The following is a 25,136-nucleotide window of genomic DNA, read 5'->3' as shown; positions in this document are numbered from 1 at the left end:
ATTTGAGGACTTTCGAAATAAAATGTAAGGATAAAAAAGGCTGGTTTATCCAGCCTTTTTAAGCATCCAATTATAAAGATTCAATGAATTTCTCAGTTTCTTCACGTGTTTGAGGAACTTCCACTTCGCCATTTACGATTTTTTCTTTCCAATCTTCAATAGCTGAAACAATATCCTCAGTTAATGCTTCTTCATTTGTTTTGGCTGCACTAACGCCGCCATCTTCCAAGCCGTACTGCACATTTTCCCCGCCTGGAAATTCACCATTCATTGCCTGGTTAGAAATGTCCTGGACTGCAATATCCACACGTTTAACCATTGAAGTAAGGGTTACATTATGATCACCAATTTGTCCTTCTTCATATTGGTCACGGTCAACACCAATTACCCAGATTTCACGTTCAGGATTATTCTGCTTAATGTCTTTGGCTTGTGCAAATACACCATTACCTGTAGCGCCTGATGCATGATAAATAACATCAATATCGTTATTATACATATTTGAAGCAATTAATTTACCTTTGTCAGCAGCAGCGAATGATTCTGCATACTGAACTTCAACCTCTATATCAGCGTTTACTGATTTAACACCTGCTCTGAAACCAGATTCAAATTTATTAATTAATGGAGAATCGACTCCACCAACAAATCCTACTTTATTTGTTTTTGTCTTTTTGGCAGCAGCAACACCAACCAAAAATGAACCTTGATGTTCTTTAAATGTCAGACTAGCAACATTTGGCTCTTCTACAACGTCATCAACAATTGCAAATTTTGTATCTGGATACTGACCAGCTACTTTTGTAATACCTTCTTTCAGTTTAAAACCAATACCAAAAATCAGGTTATAATCTGCTTTTACAAGACGTGTAAGGTTTGGCATGTAATCAGCTTTATCATTTGATTGTGCGTAATCATATCCTTCACCTTTTGATAGGCCATGCTCTTCTCCCCATGCTTTTAAACCTTCCCATGCTGACTGGTTAAATGATTTATCATCGACACCACCAACGTCTGTTACCATTGCAGCGGAAAAGTCAGTTGTTTCCTCACTTGCTGAACTATCTCCACCATCAGAGCCGCTATCACTATCGGTATTTCCCTCGTCAGATCCGCCACCACATGCAGCAAGAATCATACCAATCGTCATCAACATTGCAGCTAGTAAAATAAATTTACGATTTTTCAAAATAAGAACCCCCTATTTTTGGTTAAATATAAAAAGTTTAGTTGCACTTATGCAGTAAGAAAGTATTTACACTTTATTGACTGCTAAGTAAAAATAGTATAAAGTACTATCCTTCAACCACCTCCCTAAATAGAATATATATATGAAACCCCTTACAAACGCTTTCTTAAAACGTGAAAACTGAATAAATCAGACCGAAAGAAATTAGCTGAATACAAAACCGGTTCATCCTCATCGGTATAATGCATTTGTTTTAACAAGAGAAGTGATTGTTCAGGGTCACACTTTAGGATTTCGTATATACGATCATGGTAGCTTACAGGTTCAATGTATGTTACCGCATACGAAATTCTTTTGCCTGAATAACTTTCCATAAGTTTAAACAACGAATCTTTTTTGTTAATTATATCAATAGGCACTAATCCTTCTGGTACTTTATCAATACAAAAAACGACAGGATCATTATCCGCTGTTCGGACGCGCTCAATTTTCACAAGTGAACTAAATTCTTTTGGTGAAAACTTTAGTCGCTCGTCTTCAGTAGGCTCAAGCAATTCTGTCGATAGAAATTGAGAACCTGGCGTCTTTCCGGATTGTTCAATCATATATGTAACACTATTCAGTTGCTCAATTCCTGAAGAAAAGATTGGTTTTGGATTTACAAACGTCCCTACCCCATGACGCCGGGTCACTATATTTTCTTCTTCCAACACACGTAATGCCTCTCTTAAAGTGGCGCGTGAGACTCCTAGTAATTTTGATAACTGAAATTCTGATGGGAGTTTCTGCTTCGTTTTATAGGTACCGTTTTCAATATCCCGTTTTATTACATCGATAACTCGCAAGTATAACTGACGTGAATCTATCTTAATCGACATGACAACCCTCCAATCTTCACTATTCAACTTAAAAGAGATCTGACATCTGACGTATGACTCTTATATTCGACATAAATATAACACTTTTAGAATAATAAATAAATAGATATAGGAAAATTTACATAAAAAAGTTATCAAAAAATAGTTCGAAAGTCGAAGGTTATAAACGACAGTATGAACGGACAGTTTTTCCTAAATCTCTAGGATAACTGTCCGCTACATGTTATTATGAAGACTTTTCTTCACTTTGTGAAACTAGTACAGTTCGTGGTTTGCTACCTTCATAAGGGCCTACTATGCCCCTGTCTTCCATCGCATCAATTAATCGTGCTGCCCGTGTATAGCCAATTCGGAATCTGCGTTGCAGCATTGAGACACTAGCACTCTGCATTTCTGTTATAAGTGTTACAGCATCGTCATATAGATCATCATCAACATCCGATGTTACTTCACTAGTTTCCTCTGGTATCATCTCTTCCTGATATTTTGCCTTTTGCTGTTCAATACTATGATCAACAATTCGCTCAACCTCTTCATCAGACAAAAATGCACCTTGAACTCTAGTTGGTCTCGAGGAACCAACGGGCATGAACAGCATGTCACCGCGTCCTAAAAGTTTCTCAGCACCACCCGAGTCCAGAATTGTACGTGAGTCAGTTTGTGATGACACGCTGAAAGCAATTCTTGATGGAATGTTGGCTTTGATAACACCAGTAATAACATCAACTGATGGTCGTTGTGTAGCTAATATCAGATGAATACCTGCTGCCCTTGCCATCTGTGCTAACCTGGTGATAGCGTCCTCTACATCGTTTGATGCGACCATCATTAGATCTGCCAGCTCGTCTACTAATACGACAATATATGGTAAATTTGGCTGCTTTTCTTCAGATGTCTGATTGTATTTGCGAATATATTCATTATAGCCTTCAATATTACGTGTCCCCGTATCAGAAAATAATTCATATCTTCTTTCCATCTCAGCAACCACTTTTTTCAGTGCCCGGGACGCCTTTTTAGGATCAGTAACAACAGGGGCTAGTAAATGCGGGATCCCATTATAGACGTTAAGTTCTACTTTTTTAGGGTCAATCATCATCATTTTGACTTCATGCGGTTTTGCACGCATTAAAATTGTCGTAATGATACCATTTACACAAACACTCTTTCCGCTTCCTGTTGCACCTGCGATAAGCAAATGCGGCATTTTATTTAATTCTGCCGTAACTGATTCCCCAGATATATCTCTGCCCAGTGCAAATAATAGTTTCGATGTTTGCTTGTTCAGTGTACTGTCCAGCACTTCTCTTAATGACACCATTGCTATTTCCTGGTTAGGAACTTCAATTCCCACAGCTGACTTCCCTGGTATCGGCGCCTCTATTCGAATATCTTTAGCGGCTAACGCTAATGCAAGATCATCATGCAGGTTAACAATTTTACTAACCTTTACACCTGCATCAGGGTATACCTCATATTTCGTGACTGCAGGTCCGACATGTACCTTAGTAACCCTGGCTTTTACTCCAAAGCTATTAAAAGTTCGTTCCAGCTTCTTAACAGTAGCCTGGATATGTGACTTTTCATGCTGCTGTGAGTTTTGAGAAGGTTCTGCTAACAAATTAGGTGAGGGTAAGATATATTCATAATTTTCAGCTTCAGTCATTGGTAATGGGGTTTCACTCTCTGGCTCCTTATTTCCCTCGTCGGATTCAACCTCCCCCTCTTCAATAACAGGTTTAGCTGATTCATTCGGATCAAAAGAATATGCAATATCAGTAAAATCCTCAATCACTGGTTCATCCTGATAAGTATCTGTTTCGGGAACAGGATTCATTTCATATATTTCTTCACCGCTGTCCATTTGCTTATTCACACGCGATTCCTTCCACTTGCCTTTAATAGACTTAATAGTTTCAGATATTTGTTTCATCCGCTTTGAAAAGAAGTCGCCAAACGAAAATTCTGTGATAAAAATAAAACCAACTATAATTGAAAACAATGCAACAATCTTAGCACCTACAGACGAAAATAAATAATAACAAAACGCAAAAAGAATTGCTCCAGTCATCCCACCACCTGTTTGCGTGGAAGAAACATTCCCATCTATGTAAGCAAAGAAATTGGTCCATGTCGATTTAATAATCGACGTATCCTCTGACACCATTAATAACCTTTCATATGTCTGAATGTGCGTGATGAGTAATACACCAATAAAAATAATATAAAATCCTATCAATTTTTTATTCGTGAAATTCGGATAGCGTCTTTTAACCATCAGCATTATTCCTGTAATTAATAAGAAGATTGAAGCTATAAAATACCAAATTCCCAGAAAGAAGCGAAAAGTATGTTCAAGGCCACCCGGAATTGCCCCATCACTAATAGCGCTAGCTCCGCTTCCAAATATAGCTAGAAATATAAAGAGTAATCCCAATAATTCAAATTTCACTTGTTTCTTTAACTGATTTTTCTTTTTTCTTCTTTTTTTCTTTGCCAAAGTTATCACCTCTATTACATCTAGCAGTCAGTCAAAACAATTGAATAGCAAACCCCTGCCATTTCTTAGGCAAGGGTTAATTAACTCCATTATAGCACAGATTTTTTCTGATAGCTTACAGATTACCGTAAAATAGTTCCAGGGTTGTAGTCACTATTCATAAAGTCCTGAGGGTCCGTAGATAATAATTGTAATAATTGATAACTTCCATCTTCCACCTGTTCTACAAATAACTCTTTTCCTTGGTAGGATACACAGTGACGATTGGAGAAATCCTTTTCGGAAGTTGGAAAAATATCTGTTTCAGATAAAGGTGTATATAACATTATTGAATCACCTGATCTTCCGATTGTTTATTATTTTTAATCATTTCATTTACTTTTTTCATAGCTTCATTTACTCCGCCTACTGCATCTATCAGACCATTTTCAACAGCATCATCCCCTATAACATTTGTTCCGATATCCCTTGTCAGGTTACCTTTAGCAAACATTAACTCCTTAAATTTTTCTTCTTTAATATTGGAATGCTGGGTAACAAAGTTTATAACTCGATCCTGCATTTTATCCATATACTCAAACGTCTGAGGTACACCAATCACTAATCCGGTTAACCGAATTGGATGAATAGTCATTGTTGCAGTGGGTACGACAAATGAATAATCTGTGGCAACTGCAATTGGTACACCTATCGAATGGCCTCCACCTAACACAATAGACACTGTGGGCTTGGAAATCGATGCAATCATTTCTGACAGTGCAAGACCTGCTTCCACATCACCGCCAACTGTATTTAATAACACAACAAGCCCTTCAATCTTAGGATTTTGTTCAATTGCAATTAGTTGGGGTAATAAGTGTTCATACTTTGTTGTTTTATTTTGTGGAGGCAATTGTACATGTCCTTCAACCTGCCCGATGATAGACAAAACATGAACATTGGAGTCTGGTGCTTGCGGGACATTAGATTGACCTAACTGTTGAATTTTTTGTACTAATGATGATGGATTTGATTGATCTCCTTGATTCTGATCATCCTTTTTAGATGGTTCTTTTTCCATGTCAAGACACTCCCTTTTTCTAAGCTCAATACGTATAAAGTTAGTATGAACGAAGAGGAAGCTTATAATACAAACAATAAAAAAATTACCGACAGTATCTGCCGATAATTTTTTATTAGTCAATTAAGTCAATTTCATAAATACTTATATTTATCATTTATCCGAACAATTTTACGAATCGTTGATTGGAACGGAAGGCAGCGCGACTCCTGCGGGAAGCCTTGAGACCCCGCAGTGCAACCAAATGAAGGCCGACTAAAACCGTCCTTTGCGGACAACGCATACCCCTTGCCGGCTTAAGGAGGCTCAAGCCGTGCCCGCGGAAAGCGTCCGCCTGCAGTGGAAATCAACAGGCCTAGCACATTTACAAATAGTTTGGATTTACTGCTTTATTTTTGAATTATGAAATTGATTCAATTAATTGTTTTAGCGTATTTTCCTCTTCTTCTGTAAGTGGTACTAAAGGCAAACGAACACCACCAGCATCGAAACCTTTCATCTTCAACGCAGCTTTCACCGGTGTTGGCGATGGTGCTGCGAACAATCCATGCATAATCGGTAACAATTTACGGTGTAATGATGCAGCGTTTTCTACATCACCTGATTGATATGCATTAACCATACTTTGCATTTCATTTCCGATGACGTGGGAAGCAACCGAAACAACGCCGTCTGCTCCAATTGCCAACATAGGCAATGTTATAGCGTCTTCCCCACAATATACACTAAAGTTATCAGGTGTCCCCTCTATAACATTTGCTGTCAGATCAAGATCACCACTAGCTTCTTTTACTGATACAATATTCTCTATTTCACTCAAACGAATAATCGTTTCAGCACTCATTTTTATAACAGAACGACCAGGTATATTATACATCATTACCGGTAGTTTAGTTTCGTTTGCAATTGTAGAAAAATGCTCGTAAAGCCCTTGTTGATTTGGTTTATTATAATATGGCGTAACAAGCATTATAGCGTCTACTCCAACCGCTTCCGCTTCTTTTGTTAACATAACCGCTGATGCTGTGTTATTACTTCCTGCACCTGCTATAACAGGAACACGTTTATTTACTTTGTCAACAACATGCTTGAAAAGAGATACCTTCTCTTCTGCGGTTAATGTTGGCGATTCGCCAGTCGTACCTGCTATAACCAGTCCTTCGCTGCCGTTCTCCAATAAATATTCAATCAATTTTGTAGTCTGTTCGAAATCAATATTCCCACTATTATCAAGTGGTGTTACCATTGCTGTTAAAACTTTGCCAAACTTCACGTTAGTACACCCACCTCTTTTATGCCTTATACTGCGCATTATCACCGCTTAGCTCAAAAACATCATGTAATGCATTAACAGCAGCATTTAAATCTTTCTCATGAATAAGAACCCAAATAGTTGTATGACTATCTGCTGATTGTAATATCTGTACACCTGCATTCGTCAATGATTGAACTATTCTTGAAGCAACACCAGGAACCCCTGTCATACCAGCACCAACTGCAGATACCTTCGCACAGTTTTCTGTTATTTCAGGCTGAAAACCTAATGTCTCCAAGATATGCACAGCTTTTTCTGTATGTGCATTTGGAACTGTATAAATTACCCCTGTTGGTGAAATATTAATAAAATCAACGGATATCCCAGCCTCAGCCATTGCTTTAAACACTTCAGACTGTAATCGATGTGCCTCTTCTTTAGTTTGTACTTTAATTTGACTTATAGACGAAATATGAGCAATTCCAGTAATTAACCGGTCTGGAATATCTCTGTCTAACTCCTGCAGTCTGGATGCAGTAACCAGCGTCCCTTCTTCTTGGAGATATGTTGATCTTACACGCATTGGAATTTTTGCCTGCATCGCAATCTCAACAGCACGCGGATGAATAACTTTTGCTCCCTGATATGCTAAATTACATATTTCGGTATACGTAACGATATCCAGGGGGCGAGCCGCAGAAACAACTCGAGGGTCTGCGGTCATAACTCCGTTTACATCGGTGAAAATTTCAATACTATCCGCTTGCAGTGCAGCACCTAAGGCAGCAGCTGTTGTATCACTGCCGCCTCGGCCAATAGTTGTTATTTCACCAGTAGAAGTTTGTCCCTGAAACCCAGCTACAACTACTACATCGTGCTGTTCAAATTCTTTAAGAATTCGCTCCGTTTTTACCTCTTTAATCTTTGCTCTGTTATGATCTTCGTTCGTAATAAATCCGGCTTGTGCTCCAGTTAAAGCTGAAGCACTTATATGATTTTTTTGAAGTTCATTTGATACAACAACAGAAGCAATCGTTTCACCACAGGACATTAATAAATCAAGTTCCCGATCTGAATTATGGTTCGAAGGAAAACCGATTAAATCCAACAATGTATCGGTAGCATATGGATCAGGTTTTCGTCCCAATGCAGATACTACAACAACTATTTTATAATTTTTAATTAGAGCATTTTTAATATGTTTAATGACATGATTTCTATTTTCATCGGTCTGTACCGAAGTACCACCGAATTTTTGAACTAATACCTGCATTATTTCACCTCTAAATTATAGCCAGTTATTTTTTATCAACCGATCAGCAATTTGAATCGTGTTCCATGCAGCCCCTTTTACTAGATTATCTGATACAACCCACAAATGGATTCCTTTATTATTATCCAGATCTTTCCGGACACGACCTACAAATACTTCTTCTTTGTTTGTCGCACTCAGTGGAGTTGGATACGTTTGTGTACTTGGGTCATCTTCCAGAATTACTCCTTCTGCATCCCTCAGCACGTTCCAAATATCTTCTACTGCTAAACCTTCTTTTTCTACATCGACATATACACTTTCAGCATGCGACGTAAACAGAGGCAGCCGAACACATGTAGCTGCTACAGGTAAATTCGGTGCATGCATTATTTTCTTGGTTTCATTAATCATTTTCATTTCTTCAAATGTATAACCATTTTCTTGAAATACATCGATTTGCGGAAGTGCATTAAATGCAATTGGATAATGCTTTTCATCACCCTTTACAGGTAATAGTTCAGCAGTCATATCCTCATTATTTAAATATTGTTTTGTTTGATTTTCCAATTCATTACATGCCTCGTTACCTGCACCGGAAACTGCCTGATATGTTGAGACAATTACACGAGATATGCCGAATGCTTCCTGAATTGGTTTCAGAGCAGCAACCATTTGAATAGTTGAACAGTTTGGATTTGCAATAATTCCTTTATGTGCTTTAATATCTTCTTCATTTACTTCAGGTACTACCAGAGGAACTTCATTATCCATTCTGTATGCACTTGTATTATCAACTACTACTGCTCCATGTTTTACTGCCTCTGGTGCTAACTGTTTAGAGACAGAACCCCCAGCTGAAAACAAGGCAATATCTATACCAGCAAAACTTTCTGGTGTTGCTTCTTCTACTGTTATTTCCTGGTTTTTAAACAATAGTTTTGTGCCTGCTGACCGCTTTGATGATAAAAGCTTCAGCTCATTTATTGGAAAATTCTTTTGCTCAAGTATTTGAGTGATTTTTTGGCCGACTGCACCAGTTGCACCTACTACTGCAATATTATATGCTGTTTTCTTTGTCATTGTAATGACACCTCACTATAATAAGATTCTATTTATTTTACCATATTATCATACTCATGAGGTATAATTACAGGCTGAAGTTGTTTGTGTTGAATCGCATGTTCAACCGTATCAAGCAAATAGTCCATGTCTGCGACTAATGAATTAGGTTTTTTTATAGGATCATCTTGACCGTATGGAATAAAATAAATAAATTTACTTGCCATTAATCGCATTAAATTTACACCATTAAGTCCAAGTGCATCATTAGTCGCTATTCCAAGAACAACTGGATTCTGATTTCGCATTGTTGCTTTTGCAGCCATTAATACCGGAGAATCGGTTAATGCATTTGCCATCTTGCTTAATGAATTTCCGGTTAATGGGGCAATCACCATACAATCAAGAGGTAATTTCGGTCCTAATGGTTCCGCCTCAGGCATTGTTGTGATTACACTTTTACCTGTAATGGATTCTATTTTTTTTACATGGTCTTCTGCTTTGCCAAACTTGGTGTCTGTGGTTCTGACTGTATACGTAACAATCGGTATTACATCTGCTCCAGCTTCAACCAAACGCTCTAATTCCGGGAATACCTTATCGTACGTACAATGTGAGGCAGTAACTCCAAATCCAATACGTTTTCCCTCTAATGACATTATATACGTTCCTCCTCATTAGTTAAAAATTGCTTAATTACATCAGCCAAGATTTTGCCTGCAGTCTTCGGTGCCACTATACCCGGCAGGCTTCTGGCTAAAATCGCCTTAATACCACGCTGATCCGCATAATCGAAATCAGTACCGCCAGGCTTTGAAGCAAGATCTATAATAAATGCATGTGACGGAAGCTGTTGTATCGATTCTTTTTTAACAACTTTTGCTGGAATTGTATTAATTAATAAATCGCAATTACTTGTATGCTCATGTAACTTATCAAATGGTATAGCTGTATGCCCCATCTCCGTTATTCTGGCTAAATCCATAATACTTCTGGCACACACAGATACCTTCGCCCCAAGAGCCGAGAATTTATTTGCTACGGTATTACCTACCCTGCCAAATCCTACAACAATCACTCTTGACGAATGTATTGTATAGTCTGTATGTTCTATTGCCATCATAATTGTACCTTCTGCAGTTGGAATTGAGTTGTAGATGGCTACATCATCCCGATTGAATAATGGTATAAGTGAAACATGAAGCTGGTCGGTAACAGAGGTTAAAAAATCGTTTGTTATACCAGCAAATACAATCGATGATTTCTTTAATTTGGCAAACCACTGTTCTGTTAACTTAATTTCCTGATCGGAAAAAACTGTCTCCACATACCCTTCACTATTTGTTCCAGTTATTGGCAGAATAACTGCATCTAACCTTTCCTGCTCCAATTCACTAAAATCTACCTGTTTTAATCCTGTGAACCCTTGCTCTAACTTGTCGAATCCAACTAAAAAAATGGTTGTATCAGGCAGTGTCTGCAACTGTCGTATTAATTCCAGGTAACGTGCATCTCCACCTATAACAGCGATCAATTGATTCATCGTTGAAAACCCCTCCAGACATACTTTCACTAAATTCATTTCTTTATAGCTTATGTGCATATCATGGGTTAGTGATTAGATGAAACAAAAAAAAGCCAGTATCATAAAAATGACACTAGCCTTCCTCATAAGCACTGCTTTAATCGATTTCAATCATGATCATATCTTCGCCAATTTTTTTAATTGAACTCCATCTAATTTTTGTTTCTTCGCCTTCTTTCTTTAGTCCGAACCATTTGTAATTTGGAATGACAAACGATTCAATTTGACCTGTTCTTTCATTAATTTCAAGATCCGTTTGACCTAATATACCCAACCGTGATCCATGGTTGACATTAACAATTTCCTTACCGCTAATATCCTTATAGCGCATTTGATCGCCCCCCATGATTTCTAGCTATTAGTATATATATGCCATTTAAGATAATCTATGATCAGGAAGACGTTTTAGGTGCAATTAATGCACTTGATGGAGATTGTTCGAATATCGTTTTAATTACATTCTGTATTTTCTCATGATTGACTGCATCAATCTCCTGTACCATATCATCTAAAGATCGATGCCTGTTTAAGAGTAATTCGTTCCTTCCATTACGACTCATACGACTGCTGGTACTCTCTAAGCTTAGCATGAGATTCCCTTTTAACTGTTCTTTACTATTCTTAAGTTCTTTGTCAGTTAAGCCATTACGTATAAGCTGCTCCACAGTTTGATTTATTATGTCTTGCAGTTGCGGTAATTGATCATTGCCTGTTCCAGCATAGATTGTCAGCATTCCACTATCCTGAAAAGATGCATGGTAGGAAAATACAGCATATGCTAACCCCTGTTTTTCTCTGACTTCCTGAAAAAGCCTTGAACTCATGCTGCCACCAAGTACGTTATTCATGATGATTAAACTGTACATATTCTCATCTCCGACAGCCAATCCATTATATCCCAGACATAAATGAGCTTGTTCAGTATCTTTATTCCGTTCAATATTATTTGCTAAAAATGCAGGTTTTTTTAATTTTGCACGCTCTGAGCCTGATTCATAATTGCCAAAATAACCTTCAACTGTTTTAATAAATGATTCATCCACATTACCTGCAACAGAAACTACTACATTATGTGGTGTATAGCTCTCTTTTATATAATCCCTCAATGAATCTGGTTTAAAGGATAATAATTGTTCTTCAGATCCTAATATTGGATAACCTAATGGATGGTCTCCATATGAAGCACGCGCTAAAATATCATGCACAATGTCATCCGGTGTATCTTCATACATTTTAATTTCTTCCAGAACTACTTTCTTCTCACGTTCCATTTCTTCTTCATCAAAGGTAGAATTAAAGAACATATCAGCTAAAATTTCCAGAGCATATTCTTTATGCGAGTCAATAACTTTAGCATAGAAACAGGTATATTCCTTTGATGTAAATGCATTAACCTGTCCGCCTATTGCATCAAAGGCTTCTGCAATGTCCTGTGGGGATCTTTTTTCAGTTCCTTTAAAAAACATATGTTCGAGAAAATGGGAGATTCCATTTGTTCTGTCGGACTCATTTCTTGACCCAGTTAGTATCCAGATCCCTATCGTAACAGATCGTACCGCAGGTATATTTTCTAAAACAATTCGAAGTCCATTATTACTAGTATGTTTCTCTATCAATGTATTTCCTCCTAAGGCCCATCCAAATGCTATCTTTCCTCACTCAGTAGTGAAGTAATAGTTCCAATTTTATAACCTTTTTCTTTTATACTCACAATTAGCGATTCTAACCCTTGTGCTGTTGAGGAAGTAGGGTGCATTAATACGGTCGCACCAGGATGAATGTTGTTGTTCACTCGGTTCATCATAACAGATACAGATGGATTCTTCCAATCGATGGTGTCTACACTCCACAGAATTGTTTCCATATTCATTTCATGGGCAATTTTAACTACTTGGTCATTATAATTGCCACTTGGTGGAGCTAGCCATTTTGGTTTATTATCAGTAATTGCCTTAAGAATTTCATTTGTTCTGTTTATCTGTTCGGTAATTTGCTGTTTCGATAACCTGGACATATCCGGATGATTATATGCATGATTACCTATTACATGGCCTTGTTCATCAATCATTTTTACATAATCAGCATTTTCCTGAGCCCATTTTCCTTCAACAAAGAAATTTGCTTTGACATTATGCTTTTTCAAAACGTTAAGTATCGAAGGAATATACTCATTCCCCCATGCCACATTAATTAAAAATGAAACCATATCTTTTTCAGGGTGGCCACGATAAGTTGGAGCGGCTGGAAGGTCTTCATATGTAATTTCAGGTGGCACCTGTTCATATACTAGTAGTGTTTTGTCAAAAACACCACTTTTTTTCATCTGCTCGAACGATTTATCAACGTCTACGCGAACACCATTTAATCCAGGTATTTTCTTCCACACTTTATCAATTATTGCATTTTCAGGAGGCTTTCTGTAATCAGTACTTTTAGTTCTAATTTTTTGATAAAGAGAATCCTCCGATTTAGATACAGTATAAGAAAATGTTTCAGCATCGTTTACAATAAATGGATTATAGCTGTTGTTAAAAGTAAAAACTACAATAATAATAAATACGCAAAAATGAACAATAGAACGGTATCGATACATTCAAATCCCTCCTCATTCAATAATATGAACGTGAGGGACAAGATATGAAAGCATAAAAAAAGAAACTGGCATTCCAGCTTCTTGTATCATCAATTTAATTACATACTTGATTTTTCACTTTTTTCTTTTTCTTCTTTTATTACAGCTTTTCTTGAGAGGTTAACCCGACCTTGATTGTCGACTTCTTTAACTTTGACCATAATTTGATCACCGATTGACACAACGTCTTCAACCTTATTAGTTCGTTCTTCTGCCAGTTCAGAAATATGAACCAAGCCGTCTTTCCCTTTAAATAATTCCACAAACGCTCCGAATTTCTCAATACGCTTCACAGTACCCAGATACATTTGTCCTGCTTCAACTTCCCGTACAAGATCTTCAATAATCTCTTTTGTTCTTTCATTCATAGAAGCATCAGTTGATGAGATAAATACACTACCATCCTGTTCGATATCAATTTTTGCTCCTGTTTCTTCGATTATTTGATTAATTTGTTTCCCGCTTGGTCCAATTACCGAACGGATTTTATCTGGGTTTATTTTCATTGTTAGGATTTTAGGTGCATATTGTGACAGCTCAGATTTTGGCTCTTTAATTGTCGCAAGCATGGATTCCAGAATATGCATACGCCCTTTTTTAGCCTGGGTTAATGCTTCCTTCAAAATCTCTTTTGAAAGTCCGTCAATTTTAATATCCATTTGTAGTGCTGTAACACCTTTTTCAGTTCCGGCTACTTTAAAGTCCATATCTCCAAGCGCATCTTCCATACCTTGAATGTCTGATAAAATAGTATAGTCTTCACCAGATTTGACTAGCCCCATCGCAATACCGGCAACAGGTGTCTTAATTGGAACACCAGCATCCATCATTGCTAATGTACTTGCACAAATACTGGCTTGTGATGTAGAACCATTTGACTCCAAAACCTCAGATACTAATCGAATCGTATATGGAAAGTCTTTTTCTGATGGAATAACCTTCTCAAGTGCACGTTCGCCTAAAGCACCATGTCCAATCTCACGACGGCCAGGTCCTCTTATTGGGCCTGTTTCGCCAACACTGTATTTAGGGAAATTATAATGATGCATGAAACGCTTGGACTCTTCTAAATCAAGCCCGTCCAAAATTTGTACATCTCCTAACGCTCCTAAAGTACATACACTCAAAGCTTGCGTTTGTCCACGTGTGAAGAGACCAGAACCATGTGTCCGTGGTAATACGTTTATTCTTGATGATAATGGACGTATTTCATCGACTTTACGACCATCTGGACGTACTTTTTCTTTGGTAATTAAACGACGTACTTCTTCTTTCACCATTTTTTCAAGTGTAGCTTTCACATCGCCAATAACATCTTCATCTTCTTCTTCATATAAGGCTAATACCTCATTCTTAACATTACTGATTGCTTCTTCTCTGGCGTGTTTTTCTTCTACTTTAATTGCTTCCTGTAATTTACCTTTAGCTTCAGACTCCACTTTTGCAGCAATGTCTTCATCCGTATCAAGTAATGGCATATCTGCTTTCTCAACGCCAACAGCTGCAATTATTTTCTCTTGAAATTCAACAAGGCGAGTAATTTCCTCATGTCCAAACATGATGGCTTCAAGCATAACATCTTCTGGTACTTCCTGTGCTCCTGCTTCAACCATGTTAATAGCATCTTTTGTACCAGCTACAGTTAATTCGATTTCACTATTTTTCTGTTGCTCAATATCAGGATTAATAATAAAATCACCATCTACAAGCCCAACGTTTACTCCTGCTATTGGTTCTGAAAGTTGGATATCAGAAATCCCCAATGCGATAGAAGATCCTATCATTGCAGCCATTTCGGAGGAGCAATCCTGGTCAACACTCATTACCGTGCTGATAACTTGTACTTCATTTCTATAGCCATCCGGGAAAAGTGGGCGAATTGGTCTGTCAATTAAACGTGAAGTTAATGTAGCTTTATCACTTGGACGACCCTCTCTCTTAATAAATCCTCCAGGTATTTTCCCTACAGCATATAAACGTTCTTCATAATTAACAGTTAATGGGAAAAAGGGTAAGTCTTTTGGTTCTTTGGATGCTGTTGCTACTGATAATACAGAGGTATCACCGTAACGAATCATACATGCCCCGTTCGCTTGTTTTGCAAATTCTCCTGTTTCCACGATAAATTTCTTACCGGCAATTTCAGTGGAGAACTCTTGATTTACTTCTGCCATGTTATAGTACTCCTTTCAAAATAAAACATACTACCATTCATTTTATAGTTAATAAGCTAAAATGTAAATTTTATGTATTAATTAAGTATAAAAAACTTGGTTTATTGACAAACCTTTGTATTGAATACAATAGTTGCACCTATTTGAGATAGAAAATTTTATATTTTCTTAACTGAGTTTAATACTTAAAATCATCACTTATCCGAACAATTAGGCAAACTAATATTTTACCATTCGTTAATTTAACGTACATAACCGCTAATTTTCACTGTGGACGGCGACTCCTGCGAGAATAGCATACCCCTAGCGCTAAGAGGCTCAAGTCATGCCGCGGAAAGCGTCCGTCTGCAGTGGAAATCAACAGGCCTAGCACATTTACAAATTGTTTGTGTTTACAGCTTTTTTTTGTTATGAAATTGATTTAACTGCTAAAAAAAGCAGGATTGCTCCTGCTTTTTAAAACACTTATCGGCGTAGGCCAAGTTTTTTAATTAGTGTACGGTAACGAGTAACATCGTTATTACGTAGGTAATTAAGCAAGTTACGACGTTTACCAACCATTTTCAAAAGACCACGACGTGAATGATGATCTTTTTTATGAACACGTAAATGTTCATTTAGTGTTGTGATCTCTTCAGTAAGTACAGCAATTTGTACCTCTGGAGAACCAGTGTCATTTTCATGAACTTTGTGTTCACTAATAATTTCATTCTTACGTACTTTTGTGATAGCCATCTGGCTCACCTCCAATAAATTATTAATATCCCCATTCCCCTAGCAAACGTCGGAGTTACGATATGCCAAGCGAAGGTTTTACGTTTCTAAGCTTACATCTTTTTTACTTAAAATGCAAGTGGTAAATCAAAGAAACATTAACTGCAAAAGTAACTGCGGACACACTTTTCATCATTTTTTATATGATTCACTAACTCCTGAACACCATTAAACTTTTCCTCTTCACGGATAAATTTATGCCATTCCACATATAATACTTCACCATATAAATCATTATTATAATCAAGTATGTTAACTTCCACAGATGGCTCGGTTTTCTCATCTGTAAAAGTAGGATTATATCCCAGATTTGCCATCCCTTCATATACTTCATTTTTATAAAGTACTTTTACTGCATACACACCAACTTTAGGTAGTAGCGTATCCGAATTAACCCTTATGTTTGCAGTTGGATAGCCAATCGTTCTTCCCCGTTGATCACCTTCAATAACAACACCTTGAATAGTAAACGGTCTGCCCAATAAAGTATTAGCTTTTTCGAGCTCACCTTTTTGAAGCAGTTCTCTGATTTTAGAGGAACTTATTTTCTCACTATCCAATTCAACTTTTCTGATTGTTGTATATTCGAATAAACCTCTTGTTTGCTCTTTAATTAACTCCATGTTTCCTTGGCCTTTGTGTCCATAAGAGAAATCAAATCCGGCCACTAAATGTTTAATTTTTAAGCCAATAATAAAATGATCTATAAATTGCTGTGGTTCAAGTGATGCCAATTCCTTATTAAAAGTAATAACATAAAGACGGTCAACATCCAATTGTTGCAGAATCTCCTGCTTCTCCCTTAAAGGAGTGATATACCTTACATGTGGTGCATCTTTTTTCAAAACAACAGATGGATGCGGATGAAAGGTAATAACTGCACTTTCCATTTTTTTATCCTTCGCTTTGGAAACTGCTGTTTGTATAACTTTCTGATGACCTTTGTGTATACCATCAAAAAAACCGATAGCCGCAACAGTCTCCGGCAATTCTTCTAATACCAGCGTATGGGGATGTGTTAATTCAATTGTTCGCAACGCGCTTCACCTACTCTTTTTCACTCTTTAAATACTCGAATCGGCTTTATAAGATCTGAATTTTCAGGATGTATTTGATATATTGCCAGTACTTGTTCATCAGACATTATGACAAATGGCTCTGTCTTAGAAAGATTATCAGGCTTTGCCAATTTTTGGCCAAAGAGTACTCGTTTTTTTGTATTTTCATTAACATTTATATGTTCAAGATGGCTTAAACCTTTAGAAATTGGTAACAGTAACTTTTCTTGGTTCTCCAACTCTACAGCTTCATCAATAGCTTTAAATGTAACCGTGTCTTCTTGTTTAATAATGCCTGTTGCTGTTCTTACCAAGTGTGACATATGTGCGGGATAGCCCAATTTCTTACCGATATCCACACATAGTGTCCGAATATATGTACCTTTTGAACAGGTTGCTTTAATCCTAAAACTATCTTTATGGTCTGTATCTTCCAACTGGGTAAGCTGATGAATGACAACTGTACGCTGTGGTCTGTCAACTTGCTCATTAGCTCTTGCATACTCATACAGTTTTTTGCCATTTACTTTGACTGCTGAATACATTGGGGGAATTTGTGTGATTTCTCCTCTAAACAATTGTAACACGTTTTCGATTGACTGTTTAGATGGAGAATTTGCTACACTGCTTTTCTCAATAATTGCGCCATAACTATCCTCAGTTTCAGTAGCGACCCCGAGCTTTACTTCTGCTATGTATGTCTTTTTAGTATTAGTCAAATAGGGCACAATTTTGGTTGCCTGGCCAATACAGATAGGTAAAACACCTTCAACCTCAGGGTCAAGGGTTCCTGTATGCCCTACTTTCTTTAATTGGAATTTTTTTCTGACCGCAACCACACAATCATGTGATGTCATTCCTTTTGGTTTCCATAAAGGCAATATACCATTCATCTAACCAGCTCCCGAAATTAATGTATCGTACATGGAAAAATCTGACCCACTTATTATTTCTGTGGATCAGATAAATTTCAATGCATATTACTGATTTTTGTTTAGATCACGTAGAATAGTTTCAATACGATTTCCATATTCATATGCTTCGTCAAATTCAAATGTTATTTCTGGTGTTTTCCGTAAACGGATGCGATTCCCAATTTCAGAACGGATAAATCCTTTAGCTTTTGCTAAGCCGACAAGTGTATCATGTTTCTTTTGTTCATCACCCAGAACAGATATAAAAATCTTCGCCTGTTGTAAGTCACCAGTTACGTCAACATCTGTTACGGTAACAAATCCAACACGTGGATCCTTAATTTTTTTACTTAAAAGTTCACCTAACTCTTTTTTCATTTGCTCTGCGACACGATTTGAACGAATGTCACTCATTTTGATCACCTCTATAAATTGACAACCTGATAATTTGATTATACATGCTCAACATCTGTTAATGTCCGTTCCAGTTCATTAAATGTGTCAATAATACGCAAACCTTCCTGGATAACCTGTTCAGCATGCTTTTTTTCATTGGAAACTGTCACAATTCCAAATTTTGTACGTTGCCATAAATCATGATAATCCAACTCTGTTACTGCTACATTTAATTCATTACGTAATTTAGCCATTAAACTTTTGATAACAGAACGTTTTTGCTTAAGTGAATGACCTTCATAGAGAATGCATTCTACTTCAGCATAAATTATCATTTGCGTTCAATCTCCTCCATGACAAATGCTTCAATTACGTCGCCTTCTTTAATATCATTAAACTTTTTAATTGTGATACCACATTCATAGTTTTTTGCAACTTCTTTGACATCATCTTTAAAACGTTTTAATGCGTCTATTTCCCCTTCAAACTGCACCACACTGTCACGAATAATACGTACTCCAGAGTCACGTGTAATCTTACCTTCTGTTACATAACTACCAGCGATAGTTCCAATTTTGGAAACCTTGAATATCTCACGAACTTCTGCTTGACCTATTACCTTTTCTTCGTATATAGGATCCAGCATACCTTTCATAGCTAATTCTATCTCTTCAATAACCTTATAAATAACGCGATGTAAACGTACATCTACTTTTTCTGATTCTGCAGCCTTCTTAGCGTTAGCATCTGGTCGTACATTGAATCCAATTACAATTGCATTTGAAGCGGATGCTAAAATAATGTCAGATTCAGTAATAGCACCTACACCTGTGTGAATAATTTTTATTTTAACACCTTCAACTTCAATCTTCCTCAATGAAGCAGCCATAGCTTCTGCAGAACCCTGAACATCTGCCTTGACTATAAGGTTTATATCCTTCATTTCGCCTTCTTTAATCTGGTCAAATAAATCATCGATGCTAACTTTTGTTTGTTCCGAACGATTCTCCTGGATATGCTTTTGCTGACGAGCTTCACCAATTTGGCGTGATTTCTTTTCATCCTTAAATACCAAAAATTGATCGCCAGCTTGTGGCACATCGTTCAATCCAGTTATTTCAACTGGTGTTGATGGACCGGCTTCACTAATTCGTTGACCCAAGTCACTAACCATCGCACGAACACGACCAAAGGTATTTCCGACAACTACTGATTCCCCAACACGCAGCGTTCCATTTTGTACTAGTAATGTAGCAACAGGTCCTTTTCCTTTATCAAGCTGTGCCTCAATCACTGTACCAAAGGCATCGTTATTAGGATCTGCTTTTAATTCTTCTACTTCTGTAACAAGTTGAATCATTTCCAGCAAATCATCAATACCTTCATGTTTGACAGCAGACAAATTAACAAAAATTGTACTGCCTCCCCAGTCTTCAGGAATGAGTTCATATTCCGTTAACTCCTGCATAACACGATCTGGATTAGCACCTTCTTTATCCATTTTGTTTACTGCTATAATAATTGGAACTTCAGCAGCCTTCGCATGGTTAATAGCCTCGATTGTCTGCGGCATTACACCATCATCCGCTGCAACAACTAATATAGCAATATCCGTTACTTGTGCACCACGTGACCGCATACTGGTAAACGCGGCGTGTCCTGGTGTATCAAGGAAAGTAACTTTCTTACCTTCACTTTCTATTTGGTATGCCCCAATATGCTGCGTAATACCTCCTGCTTCACCTTCAGTTACTTTTGTATGGCGAATCGCATCCAATAATGTTGTTTTACCATGGTCAACGTGTCCCATAATCGTTACAACAGCCGGTCTTTCGATTAAGTTAGCTTCATTATTGTTTTCCCGATACTTATCAAAATCAGTATCTTCCAGAATTATTTCCTTTTCTACTTCCACATCATATTCTGCACAAATAAGCTCAACTGCATCATCATCAAGATCTTGGTTTTTTGTAGCCATGACACCTAAGAACATCAGCTTTTTAATAATTTCTGATGCATCTTTATTTAGTTTAGCTGCCAAATCACTTACCGTCAGTGTTTCGCTGTAGGTAATATGTTTAGGCGTTTCCTTAACAACAGGTTTTTGTTGCTGCTGTGGTGCTTGATTGTTCCTTCTTGCATTTTTACCATGCTGTTGCTTTTTGTTATTGTTCTTCTGGCCCTTTCTTTGCTGAGCCTGCTGTGGTTTTGGGTTGTTATTAGGCTTCCCATTATTAGTTGGTTTATTTTCTTTTTTTGTTTGATTTACAGCTTTATTGTTATTGCTGTTACTTGCTGGTTTTTCTGGTGATTCCTGCTTTTTCTGAGTTTCCGATTCCTTAGCAGCGAATTTTTCATCCAACTTTACTATCGTATCAGTCGTAATTGTCGACATGTGGTTGGATACCTCAACATTTAACTCTTTTAAATAATTAATTACATCTTTACTGGTCGTTTTATTTTGTTTTGCATATTCATATACACGCATCTTGCTCATACGTCCACCCCCGAATTTAATTACCCGAGTAACGATTTAATTTTAGTGGCAAATCCTGCATCTAAAATAGCTACAGCTACTCTTTGTGATTTTCCAATAGCATTTGATAACGTTTCTCTATCATCTGCTATTAAAAATGGTACTTCATATGTTTTGCATTTGTCCGTTATCTTTTTTCGTGTTTGGGGACCGATATCACTTGCCAAAAGAACAAGTTTTGCTTTATTTTGCCTGATATCTTTCAAAATCGTTTCTTCCCCTAGAGAACACTTTCTAGCCCGATAGGCTAAGCCAATTAAATTTAAGTAATTATTTTTCATCTTTTTTTCCTTCAACTATTTGTTTAAGGTCATCATATATTGATGGTTCAATTTTTGTATTTAACTGACGGCTTAAAGTTCCAGCCTTTTCAGCCTTTTCAATAACAGCTATATCGTTGGATACATATGCTCCACGGCCATTTTTTTTGCCTGTTGGGTCAACAAAGACCTCTCCTTCTTTGTTACGGACAACACGAATGAGATCCTTCTTAGGTTTCATTTCATTAGTTACGATACATTTACGTTCTGGTACTTTTCGTTTTTGCGCCATTACAAAACCTCCTCCTATTCGAACAAGCCTTCTTCCTCATTGTCAGAATAAGCATCAGCATCTTCTTCGTTGTCTGTTAAAAGCCCTTCCTTGCGAGCTTCTGATTCACTTTTAATATCAATTTTCCAACCGGTTAATTTTGCTGCCAGGCGAGCATTTTGCCCACGCTTTCCAATAGCAAGTGATAGTTGGTAATCAGGTACGATTACTGTTGTCGCCTTATCTTCTTCATTTACCAATACCTCTACTACCTTCGAAGGGCTCAAGGCATTTGATACATAGACAACAGGGTCTTCAGACCATTCTACGACATCTATTTTTTCACCTTTAAGTTCATTGACAATTACCTGGACACGCTGCCCTTTCTGACCAACGCATGAACCAACAGCATCAATTTCAGGATCATCTGCATGAACAGAGATTTTAGAACGATCCCCTGCTTCTCTTGCCACTGACTGGATATCAACAATACCTTCATAAATTTCTGGAACTTCCATTTCAAACAGGCGCTTTAATAATCCTGGATGTGACCTTGAAATATAAATTTGAGGTCCTTTACTCGTATTCTCCACTTTTGTTACAAATACTTTTATGCGGTCATGGACATAGTATTCTTCAGTAGGCATTTGCTCCGCCTCAGCCAGTTTCGCCTCAACCTTTCCAAGATTCACATAGACAAAGCGTGGATCCTTACGTTGAATAATGCCTGTCATAACATCTTCTTCACGATCAGAGTATTCGCTAAATATAACGCCTCGTTCAGCCTCTCTGACACGCTGTGTTACTACTTGTTTTGCGGCTTGGGCTGCAATACGTCCGAAGTCTTTTGGAGTTACCTCAACCTCAATAACATCTTCAAGTTCATATTTGGGATCAATTTCTTTTGCCTGATCCAATGAAATTTCCTCTTGGGCATCTTCAATTTCTTCTACTACCGTTTTACGTGAATATACACGCATTGTACCGGATTGTTCATCAATATCAACTCGCGCATTTGTAGCAGATTTAAAGTTTTTCTTATAAGCTGATATTAGCGCAGCTTCCAATGCCTCCATTAGAATATCCTTATCAATACCCTTTTCTTTTTCTAGAAAATCAATCGCTTCAAACAACTGACTGCTCACTTTTATTTTCCCCCTTATAGCGTAACGGCTAACCTTGCTTTAGCTATTTTATTAAATGGAATTTCAACTAGCTTTTTTTGGGTTTTCACTTTATATTCGATCGTTGCCACATTATCTGTGAATTCCTTTAAAATACCTTCGTATTCCTTCTGACCATCAATTGGTTCGTATAATTTCACAAAGACATTATTATTTACATTTTTCTCAAAGTCATCCTTAGACTTTAGCGGACGTTCGACGCCTGGTGACGAAACTTCCAGATAATAGGCTTCTTCTACTGGATCAGCTTTATCCAGTTTTTCGCTCAACTGTTCAGAAACAGTACCACAATCTGCTATATCAACGCCATTTTCACTGTCAATATATACGCGAAGAAACCAATTTGATCCTTCTTTAACATATTCAACATCAACTAATTCCAATTCTTTCTCTTGTAAGATTGGTTGTACCAATTCTTCCGTTGTTTTAATTACATTGGAACTCAAAATTTATCCTCCTTTATTCAGTTGTGTATAGTTCTATTATGAACCATCATACGACATTTCATTTGCACCATATCCATAATAATACAAATCCCCTGCCGGAAGATGTGGCAAGGGAAAGTAGTCAAAGTGCAAGTTGCAAAGATAGTAGTATGAAGAAAGAGTGGGGTTCGCCCACTCTTCTAACCGTTCGTATCATTTCTTACCACAATATACTATATCATAATAGGAGTGTTGTTGCAAGAACAGTGAATATTTGTTCATACCATAGTAGTATTATATACCAAATTCTTACTGATTATAATAAATGATTAGTTTAGGCAAAGGTGTTAGCTGTTAATTATAGTTTAATGATCTTTTCGAAAGATTTTTAGCCTCACAGTTGATATAAACTGCGAAATAAATTAAAGTTACCAAGTTGTATCATTTAGTGAGGCTCCCTAACAACTCAGCTGGAATATACTCGCTTTCCGTGGGCTCACCACGAGCCTCCTCGCTCGCAAAAACCGCTCACTGTGGGGTTTCTTAGGCTCGCTGTCCCACAGGAGTCTCGCATATTCCAGCTGCTAGTTTAAATTGTTTAAAACCTTGTCTTATTCATCACATATACGCTTATAAATTTAGTGAGCAAAACCCAGCGGAGGAAATACATGGAGACTGCGGGAAAAGCAACAGCTGAAGATCCCGCAGGAAGCGGTTTTTGCTTCCGAGGAAGCTGAAGCGTTGCCCGCGGAAAGCGGAATGTATTTCCATAGCGATGTCACAGCAGACAGCTATTTCCATGTTGCTTCGCTGAGTATATCAACCACGTAATAACCTCATTAATTTGTTAAAGCAACTCCTTGTTAAAAATAGCCTAATTTAAAGTTGTATTGTTTAATTGTAAGTAGCCGTCCAACGCCTGCTGCAACGAGCCTTTAGTTTCAAATTTTTGGCCAAATCCTACTTCTAGGTCAGCCATTTTACTAACTATATCAGGACGTAATCCAGTTATCACTGCTTCGCACCCCATCATCGAAACACCATCTAATAATTTTAAAAATAATTGCATAACCTCTTTTTCCATCTCAGCGATTCCAGACAGATCCATAATTAATTTTTGTACATGTCTCTGTCCAATTTCTAGTAATACTTTTTCTTCAATTATAGTTACGCGATATCTATCCATAGTACCTATTATTGGCAATACGCTAATCTTAGAGGTTACCGGAATAATTGGAGCAGATAGATTATCTACTAATTTACGCTGATCCTCAATTAACTTATCTTTATAAGCGGAATAGTTAATAAAGAATCCATTAAGAAACTTATCAATTAAATCATTTATTTTACTTTCCATATTGTAAAATTCTTCAAGATTAGTAGTCTTCCCGGTAAACTTATCATGTTCATAAAGAAAATTCCATAATGTTCTGCGGATTGCTTGAACCCACTCAATTTTTAATGCTAGTGTCAGGGAATGCTTTGCCCACGCAACACCCTCCTGCCTAGCAAAATCCACTACCTCATCTTTTTTCTCATCGACCACAAACAAAACTAACTTATGGGCATTCTCTAATAGATTAATATTTCCAATCATTTGAACTTCTTGAATCTTATCCCGAACAGTATTTGCCTCTGCCAGAAGTTGATCTTCAAAAGTTTGTCTGTTGTCAATTAAAAATTGTCGAATTAGTTGTCCTTTTTCATATGTTAACTCCATATGTAATCACT

The 25,136-nt window shown here is 37.2% G+C and carries 25 protein-coding genes; all 25 read right to left on the bottom strand.

The genetic code is table 11. From position 1 onward, the window contains the following. Positions 1-70: 70 nt before the first annotated feature. The gene (locus tag ACTWQM_RS08175) at positions 71-1,189 is read right to left on the bottom strand and encodes a BMP family lipoprotein (protein ID WP_443257689.1); all 1,119 of its coding nucleotides are present in this window, start codon (positions 1,187-1,189) and stop codon (positions 71-73) included. A 152-nt stretch (positions 1,190-1,341) separates the two neighbouring features. After that, complete coding sequence (locus tag ACTWQM_RS08170; RefSeq protein WP_443257688.1) at positions 1,342-2,067, bottom strand: GntR family transcriptional regulator; 726 nt, start codon at positions 2,065-2,067, stop codon at positions 1,342-1,344. A gap of 226 nt (positions 2,068-2,293) precedes the next feature. After that, a complete protein-coding gene (locus tag ACTWQM_RS08165; protein ID WP_443257687.1) occupies positions 2,294-4,567 on the bottom strand; it encodes a DNA translocase FtsK in 2,274 nt (757 codons plus the stop codon). Positions 4,568-4,689: 122 nt separating this feature from the next. Continuing rightward, positions 4,690-4,893, bottom strand: coding sequence for a YlzJ-like family protein (locus tag ACTWQM_RS08160; RefSeq protein WP_443257686.1), 204 nt, complete (start codon positions 4,891-4,893; stop codon positions 4,690-4,692). Further along, complete coding sequence (locus ACTWQM_RS08155) at positions 4,893-5,627, bottom strand: ClpP family protease (RefSeq protein WP_443257685.1); 735 nt, start codon at positions 5,625-5,627, stop codon at positions 4,893-4,895. The genes ACTWQM_RS08160 and ACTWQM_RS08155 overlap by 1 nt, the downstream gene beginning before the upstream one ends. A gap of 400 nt (positions 5,628-6,027) precedes the next feature. After that, positions 6,028-6,900, bottom strand: coding sequence for a 4-hydroxy-tetrahydrodipicolinate synthase (gene dapA, locus ACTWQM_RS08150; RefSeq protein ID WP_443257684.1), 873 nt, complete (start codon positions 6,898-6,900; stop codon positions 6,028-6,030). A 19-nt stretch (positions 6,901-6,919) separates the two neighbouring features. Next, the gene (gene dapG / locus ACTWQM_RS08145; protein ID WP_443257683.1) at positions 6,920-8,155 is read right to left on the bottom strand and encodes an aspartate kinase; all 1,236 of its coding nucleotides are present in this window, start codon (positions 8,153-8,155) and stop codon (positions 6,920-6,922) included. 15 nt (positions 8,156-8,170) lie between these two features. Further along, positions 8,171-9,217 carry an aspartate-semialdehyde dehydrogenase gene (gene asd / locus ACTWQM_RS08140; protein WP_443257682.1) on the bottom strand — a complete coding sequence of 349 codons (1,047 nt, stop codon included), beginning with the start codon at positions 9,215-9,217 and terminating at the stop codon, positions 8,171-8,173. Positions 9,218-9,249: 32 nt separating this feature from the next. Beyond that, positions 9,250-9,855 (bottom strand): dipicolinate synthase subunit B, encoded by a 606-nt coding sequence (gene dpaB / locus ACTWQM_RS08135; RefSeq protein ID WP_443257681.1) that lies wholly within the window; start codon positions 9,853-9,855, stop codon positions 9,250-9,252. After that, positions 9,855-10,739: a dipicolinic acid synthetase subunit A gene (gene dpaA / locus ACTWQM_RS08130; RefSeq protein WP_443257680.1), complete on the bottom strand. Its 885-nt coding sequence runs from the start codon at positions 10,737-10,739 to the stop codon at positions 9,855-9,857. Before dpaA ends, dpaB begins: the two co-directional genes overlap by 1 nt. 139 nt (positions 10,740-10,878) lie before the next feature. Further along, positions 10,879-11,112, bottom strand: a complete 234-nt coding sequence (locus tag ACTWQM_RS08125) for a YlmC/YmxH family sporulation protein (protein WP_375051398.1) — start codon at positions 11,110-11,112, stop codon at positions 10,879-10,881. A 61-nt stretch (positions 11,113-11,173) separates the two neighbouring features. Next, positions 11,174-12,397: a M16 family metallopeptidase gene (locus ACTWQM_RS08120; protein WP_443257679.1), complete on the bottom strand. Its 1,224-nt coding sequence runs from the start codon at positions 12,395-12,397 to the stop codon at positions 11,174-11,176. A 29-nt stretch (positions 12,398-12,426) separates the two neighbouring features. After that, on the bottom strand, positions 12,427-13,374 hold the full coding sequence (locus ACTWQM_RS08115; protein ID WP_443257678.1) for a polysaccharide deacetylase family protein: 948 nt from the start codon (positions 13,372-13,374) through the stop codon (positions 12,427-12,429). A 98-nt stretch (positions 13,375-13,472) separates the two neighbouring features. Continuing rightward, positions 13,473-15,587, bottom strand: a complete 2,115-nt coding sequence (locus ACTWQM_RS08110) for a polyribonucleotide nucleotidyltransferase (protein ID WP_443257677.1) — start codon at positions 15,585-15,587, stop codon at positions 13,473-13,475. 465 nt (positions 15,588-16,052) lie between these two features. After that, a complete protein-coding gene (gene rpsO / locus ACTWQM_RS08105) occupies positions 16,053-16,322 on the bottom strand; it encodes a 30S ribosomal protein S15 (RefSeq protein ID WP_443257676.1) in 270 nt (89 codons plus the stop codon). A gap of 137 nt (positions 16,323-16,459) precedes the next feature. Beyond that, positions 16,460-17,398: a riboflavin biosynthesis protein RibF gene (ribF, locus tag ACTWQM_RS08100; protein WP_443257675.1), complete on the bottom strand. Its 939-nt coding sequence runs from the start codon at positions 17,396-17,398 to the stop codon at positions 16,460-16,462. Between the two features lie 20 nt (positions 17,399-17,418). Continuing rightward, positions 17,419-18,312, bottom strand: coding sequence for a tRNA pseudouridine(55) synthase TruB (gene truB, locus ACTWQM_RS08095; protein WP_443257674.1), 894 nt, complete (start codon positions 18,310-18,312; stop codon positions 17,419-17,421). 87 nt (positions 18,313-18,399) lie between these two features. Further along, on the bottom strand, positions 18,400-18,747 hold the full coding sequence (gene rbfA / locus ACTWQM_RS08090) for a 30S ribosome-binding factor RbfA (RefSeq protein WP_443257673.1): 348 nt from the start codon (positions 18,745-18,747) through the stop codon (positions 18,400-18,402). A 38-nt stretch (positions 18,748-18,785) separates the two neighbouring features. Next, entirely contained in the window at positions 18,786-19,064 is a 279-nt protein-coding gene (locus ACTWQM_RS08085) for a DUF503 domain-containing protein (protein ID WP_209480694.1), read from the bottom strand. Beyond that, entirely contained in the window at positions 19,061-21,226 is a 2,166-nt protein-coding gene (gene infB, locus ACTWQM_RS08080) for a translation initiation factor IF-2 (protein WP_443257672.1), read from the bottom strand. The genes ACTWQM_RS08085 and infB overlap by 4 nt, the downstream gene beginning before the upstream one ends. Before the next feature lie 20 nt (positions 21,227-21,246). Further along, the gene (locus tag ACTWQM_RS08075; RefSeq protein ID WP_443257671.1) at positions 21,247-21,546 is read right to left on the bottom strand and encodes a YlxQ family RNA-binding protein; all 300 of its coding nucleotides are present in this window, start codon (positions 21,544-21,546) and stop codon (positions 21,247-21,249) included. Further along, positions 21,536-21,817: an RNase P modulator RnpM gene (rnpM, locus tag ACTWQM_RS08070; RefSeq protein ID WP_443257670.1), complete on the bottom strand. Its 282-nt coding sequence runs from the start codon at positions 21,815-21,817 to the stop codon at positions 21,536-21,538. Before rnpM ends, ACTWQM_RS08075 begins: the two co-directional genes overlap by 11 nt. Before the next feature lie 14 nt (positions 21,818-21,831). Beyond that, the gene (gene nusA / locus ACTWQM_RS08065) at positions 21,832-22,941 is read right to left on the bottom strand and encodes a transcription termination factor NusA (RefSeq protein ID WP_443257669.1); all 1,110 of its coding nucleotides are present in this window, start codon (positions 22,939-22,941) and stop codon (positions 21,832-21,834) included. 14 nt (positions 22,942-22,955) lie between these two features. Continuing rightward, positions 22,956-23,426: a ribosome maturation factor RimP gene (gene rimP / locus ACTWQM_RS08060; protein WP_443257668.1), complete on the bottom strand. Its 471-nt coding sequence runs from the start codon at positions 23,424-23,426 to the stop codon at positions 22,956-22,958. An 853-nt stretch (positions 23,427-24,279) separates the two neighbouring features. Next, complete coding sequence (locus tag ACTWQM_RS08055) at positions 24,280-25,125, bottom strand: STAS domain-containing protein (protein WP_443257667.1); 846 nt, start codon at positions 25,123-25,125, stop codon at positions 24,280-24,282. Positions 25,126-25,136 lie beyond the last annotated feature (11 nt).

This window comes from Virgibacillus sp. L01 (genome assembly GCF_052246775.1).
In the GTDB taxonomy this organism is placed as follows: Bacteria; Bacillota; Bacilli; order Bacillales; family Amphibacillaceae; genus Lentibacillus.
The sequence above is the reverse complement of the archived record's forward strand: the minus strand, read 5'-3'. Positions and strand labels throughout refer to the sequence as shown.